We start from the raw sequence: 4,351 nt of genomic DNA, 5'->3' as shown, positions 1-4,351 counted from the left end.
GATCCGGCTGGTCGCGGCCCGGCTGGCGGCGGCGGGCATCGCGCCCGGCCGGATCACGGTTGCCGGCGCCGGCGCGGCCGACCCGCTGCTGCCGGCCCCCGCGGGGCAGGCGGAGCCGGCGAATGACCGGGTCGAGATCGGATTTGAGTCCTCGGCGGTGTCGCGATTGGACGCGACACCAAGGCGTCCCATATAGTCTCATGGGGAGACACGGGGCGCCGTCGCGCCCCCGCCAGCGGATCGAGGTCATGTACACTGCGGAAACCCGGGCGATCGAGGTGTCGGTCGAGCCGGTCTATCTCGAGGACCAGTCCTCGCCGGACGAGAACCACTACGTCTGGGCGTATCACGTCCGCATCGCCAATCACGGGGCGGAGCGGGTGCAGCTGCGCAGCCGCTACTGGCGGATCACCGACGAATTCGGCCGGGTGCAGGAGGTGCGCGGCCCCGGCGTGGTCGGGGTCGAGCCCGTGATCGAGCCGGGCAAGGTGTTCCAATACACCAGCGGCGCGCCGATCACGACGCCCTCGGGCATCATGGTCGGCACCTATCAGATGGAAACCCCGGCCGGCGAGCGTTTCGACGTGGCGATCCCCGCCTTTTCGCTGGACAGCCCGCACCGCACGATCCGATTGAACTGACGTGACCAAGATCATCCCGAGATCCCGCGCGACCCAGGCCCGGGCCGCAGCGTGGAACCACACCGCCATCGACAACCGCCCGGAGAGGCCGGCACCATGACCCGTAACCCCTTCACCCCTGTGGCGGCCAATGTCGCGGCGCAGTCCGCGTCCGAGCAGCGCCCGAGCCGTTCCGAGGCCGAGGAGGCGGTGCGCGTGCTGCTGCGCTGGGCCGGCGAGGATATCGGGCGCGAGGGGCTGCGCGACACGCCGAAACGCGTGGTCAAGGCCTATGAGGAATTCTTCCGCGGCTACGACCAGGATCCTGTCGAACTGCTGTCCCGCACCTTCGAGGAGGTCGAGGGCTATGACGAGATGGTGCTGCTGCGCGACATCGACTTCGAGTCGCATTGCGAGCACCACATGGTGCCGATCATCGGCAAGGCGCATGTCGCCTATCTGCCGGACCGGCGCGTGGTCGGCATCTCCAAGCTGGCGCGGGTGGTCGACGCCTATGCCAAGCGGCTGCAGATCCAGGAGCGGCTGACGGCCCAGATCGCCGGCGCCATCGACCAGGTGCTGAAGCCGCGCGGCGTGGCGGTGATGGTGTCGTCGCAGCACCATTGCATGACCACGCGCGGCGTGCACAAGCACGGCACCCAGATGGTGACCAGCTGCATGATCGGCGCCTTCCGCGACGAGCCGCAGCTGCGCCGCGAGTTCCAGATGATGATCGGAATGCCGGTCTGACCGGCCGGAAACCGGAAGATGTGCCCTGGTGCGGACAGCTGTCCTGCCGGCATGTGACGGCATGACGGTGGACGCGGCGGGCCTGACCGGGTATTCCACCCGGCATTATGCCAGCTTCCCATAGCGAAGAGACGGACGAACCTCCGTCTAGTGGCCGCCGATGATCGTCGAACTCGTCATCGTCGTGGCTCTCATCCTGCTCAACGCCTTTTTCGCGATGTCGGAACTGGCGTTGGTCTCCGCCCGCCGGGCGCGACTCCAAAACATGGCCGATTCGGGCCATCGCGGCGCCAGGGCCGCCCTCGCCCTCGCCGAGGACCCGAACCGCCTGCTCTCCACCGTCCAGGTCGGCATCACCCTGATCGGCATCTTCGCCGGCGCCTTCGGTGGCGCCACCCTGTCGGTGCCGCTGCGCGACTGGCTCGTCACCGTGCCCGGCATGGGCCCGTGGGCCGACGAGCTGTCCTTCGCCCTGGTGGTGGTCGCCATCACCTATTTCTCGCTGATCGTCGGCGAGCTGGTGCCGAAGCGGATCGCGCTGAACCACGCCGAAGCCATCGCCTCCCGCGTCGCCCGGCCGATGCAGACGGTCGCGGCCGTCGGTGCCCCGATCGTCTGGCTGCTGCAGCGCTCGACCGAGCTGGTGCTGCGCCTGCTCGGAGTCTCCGCCGTCCCCGCCCAGACGGTGACGGAGGAGGAGGTGAAGTCGATGATCGCCGAGGGCACCGAGGCCGGCGTCTTCGTCGAGGCCGAGCGCGAGATGATCGACGGCGTGCTGCGCCTGGCCGACCGGTCGGTGCGGTCGATCATGACGCCGCGGCACGAGATGGTGTGGGTCGACCTCGAGGACAGCCCGGACGAGATCCGCAGGACCATCGCCGAGAGCGGCTGCAGCCGCTTCCCGGTGGCCCGCGGCGAGCTGGACGAGATCCAGGGCGTGATCCAGACCAAGGACCTGCTCGACCGCATGCTCGGGGGCGGCCCGTTCGACGTGGCCGAGACCATGCGGCCGCCGCTGGTGGTGCCGGACGGCACCCCGGCGCTGAGGCTGCTGACGACCTTCCGCAGCGCGCCGATCCACCTCGCCGTGGTGGTCGACGAGTACGGCAGCGTCGAGGGGCTGGTGACGCCGAGCGACATCCTGGCGGCGATCGCCGGCGAGGTCGCCGACCTGACCGACATCGCCGGCGGCTACTCGATCGTCCGGCGCGACGATGGCAGCTGGCTGGTCGACGCCATGATCCCGATCGACGAGGTCGAGCGCCTGCTGCGCCTGCGCGGCCTGCGCTCGGAGGACGGCGACTATCAGACCCTGGCCGGCTTCGTGCTCTGGCATCTCGGCCACCTGCCGAAGGTGGCGGAGAGCTTCACCGAGAACGGCGTGCGCTACGAGGTGCTCGACCTCGACGGCAACCGCATCGACAAGGTGCTGATCAAGGTGGACCAGACGGAGCCGTAGGGGCCCGGTTGCTCTCTCCTTGTGTCATGCCCGGGCTTGACCCGGGCATCCAGAGAGTGTCGACGCCCACTGGATTGCCGGGTCACGCCCGGCAATGACAGAGAAAAAGGGGCGCTCCATCGGCCTCTAGATCGCCAGCTCCTGCTGGTGCGGCTGGGCGTGGCGGATGGCCTGCTCCAGGTCGACCGAGACCAGCTGGCTGACGCCGCGCTCGATCATGGTGACGCCGTAGAGCCGGTTCACCCGCGCCATGGTCATGCGGTGGTGGGTGATGATCAGGAAGCGGGTGCGGCCGCCCTCGGCCAGCTCGACCAGCAGGGTGCACAGGCGGTCGACATTGGCGTCGTCCAGCGGCGCGTCGACCTCGTCCAGCACGCAGATCGGCGCCGGGTTGGTCAGGAACACGGCGAAGATCAGCGCCGACGCGGTCAGCGCCTGCTCGCCGCCCGACAGCAGCGACAGGTGCTGCAGCTTCTTGCCCGGCGGGCTGGCGAAGATCTCCAGCCCCGCCTCCAGCGGGTCCTCCGTGTCGGTCAGCGACAGCTGCGCCTTGCCGCCGCCGAACAACCGGGTGAACAGCGTCCGGAAATGGCCGTCGACGATGTCGAAGCTGGCCACCAGCCGCTCCCGCGCCTCGCGGTTCAGCGAGTTGATGCCCTGGCGCAGCTTGGCGATGGCGGCGGTCAGGTCCTCCTTCTCCGCCGACAACCGCGTGTGCTGGGATTCGATCTCGACGATCTCGACCTCGGCGCGCAGGTTCACCGGGCCCATGCCCTCGCGCTCGCGGTTCAGCCGGTCCAGCCTGCGGGCGGTGTCCTCCTGGTCCGGCAGCGGCGCCTCGGGCGTCAGCCCGGCCAGGCCGGCCACCGCCTCCGGCGCGCAGTCCAGCCGCTCGGCGATGCGGGTGCGCAGCCCCTCGACCGCGGTCTGGGCCGCCACCACCGCCGCCTCGCCGCGCACCCGGGTCTCGCGCGCTTCGGCCAGGGCCGATTCGGCGGCGCGCAGGGCCCGGTCCGCGGCCTCCTGGCGCTGCTCGCCCACCGCCAGCGCGTCGGCGGCCATGCGGCGGCGGCGCTCGGCCTCGTCGATCTGCCCGATCAGCGTCTCGCGCCGGGCGGCGATCTCGGCCGGCCGCGCATCCAGCTCCAGCAGCGTCGCCCGGTTCTCCTCCAGCCGCGCCTCCAGCTCGGCCAGCCGGTCGGCGCTGCCACGGGCGCGGCTGTCCCAGCCCTGCACCTCGCTCTCGATCGCGCGCAGCCGGCCGCGCCGACCGCCGGCCTCGCGCTGCAGCCGCTCCAGCGCCGATTGCCGGGCGCCCAGCCCCGACCGCGCCTCGGCCAGGGCCGAGCGGATCTCGCCCACCGCCCGGCGCTGGTCCTCGCCATCGGGCAGCGCCGCGATCTCGGCCGCCACCTCCTCGCGCTCGCGCATCGAATCGGCACGGTCGGCGGCCAGGTACAGGCACCCGAGCGCCGCCAGGATCAGGACCGGGATCAGCAGGACGTCCAGCATCGTTCGTGCC

At 70.8% G+C, this 4,351-nt stretch carries 3 protein-coding genes and 2 pseudogenes; 4 read left to right on the top strand and 1 reads right to left on the bottom strand.

Annotated elements, in window-relative coordinates:
• The 4 genes and pseudogenes from BWR60_RS37900 to BWR60_RS35670 form a co-directional block, all read left to right on the top strand.
• Positions 1 to 196: pseudogene (locus BWR60_RS37900) on the top strand (hypothetical protein); the annotation flags it as partial.
• 52 nt (positions 197 to 248) lie between these two features.
• Complete coding sequence (gene apaG / locus BWR60_RS35680; RefSeq protein WP_088158055.1) at positions 249 to 641, top strand: Co2+/Mg2+ efflux protein ApaG; 393 nt, start codon at positions 249 to 251, stop codon at positions 639 to 641.
• A 96-nt stretch (positions 642 to 737) separates the two neighbouring features.
• Positions 738 to 1,370, top strand: a complete 633-nt coding sequence (folE, locus tag BWR60_RS35675) for a GTP cyclohydrolase I FolE (RefSeq protein ID WP_088158053.1) — start codon at positions 738 to 740, stop codon at positions 1,368 to 1,370.
• Positions 1,371 to 1,530: 160 nt separating this feature from the next.
• Complete coding sequence (locus BWR60_RS35670; RefSeq protein WP_088158051.1) at positions 1,531 to 2,829, top strand: hemolysin family protein; 1,299 nt, start codon at positions 1,531 to 1,533, stop codon at positions 2,827 to 2,829.
• Between the two features lie 126 nt (positions 2,830 to 2,955).
• Here BWR60_RS35670 and BWR60_RS38835 read toward each other — a convergent pair.
• Positions 2,956 to 4,351: pseudogene (locus tag BWR60_RS38835) on the bottom strand (chromosome partitioning protein ParA); the annotation flags it as partial.

It is taken from the genome of Inquilinus limosus, from assembly GCF_002195995.1.
Classification (GTDB): domain Bacteria; phylum Pseudomonadota; class Alphaproteobacteria; order DSM-16000; family Inquilinaceae; genus Inquilinus; species Inquilinus limosus_C.
This window is presented reverse-complemented; position numbering and strand designations above follow the sequence as displayed.